Origin of the sequence: Pseudomonas sp. IT-347P (assembly GCF_949768005.1) — a bacterium.
Taxonomy (GTDB): Bacteria; Pseudomonadota; Gammaproteobacteria; order Pseudomonadales; family Pseudomonadaceae; genus Aquipseudomonas.
The window spans coordinates 1-290 of the sequence record NZ_CATKPQ010000036.1; the positions used below are offsets into that span (position 1 = coordinate 1).

Annotated in this window: 1 pseudogene; it reads left to right on the plus strand. The window is 67.2% G+C overall.

Annotated elements, in window-relative coordinates:
• Positions 1 to 290 (plus strand): annotated as a pseudogene (locus tag ACM6IV_RS16220) (toxin); the annotation flags it as partial.

Here is a 290-nt window from a genome sequence, read left to right on the forward strand (position 1 = left end):
TTCGACGATCAGTTGCGCGTGGTGGCGGTCGAGGAAAACGGTGAGGCCGACGTCGATCTGTTCACCTACGCCGACGCCAGCGCCGATGCCGGACACAACCAGCGCGGCCAGTTACTGGCGCAAACCGATCGCGCCGGCACGCTGCGCACCGACAGCTTCGCCCTCACTGGCGAGCCGCTGAGCGAAGTCCGCACCTTCCTCGATGGCCAGGCCTTCACCAGTCGGCGCCTGTTCAGTCCGCTGGGCGCGGTGCTGGAGCAGACCGATGCCGGTGGCCATCGCCAGCAATC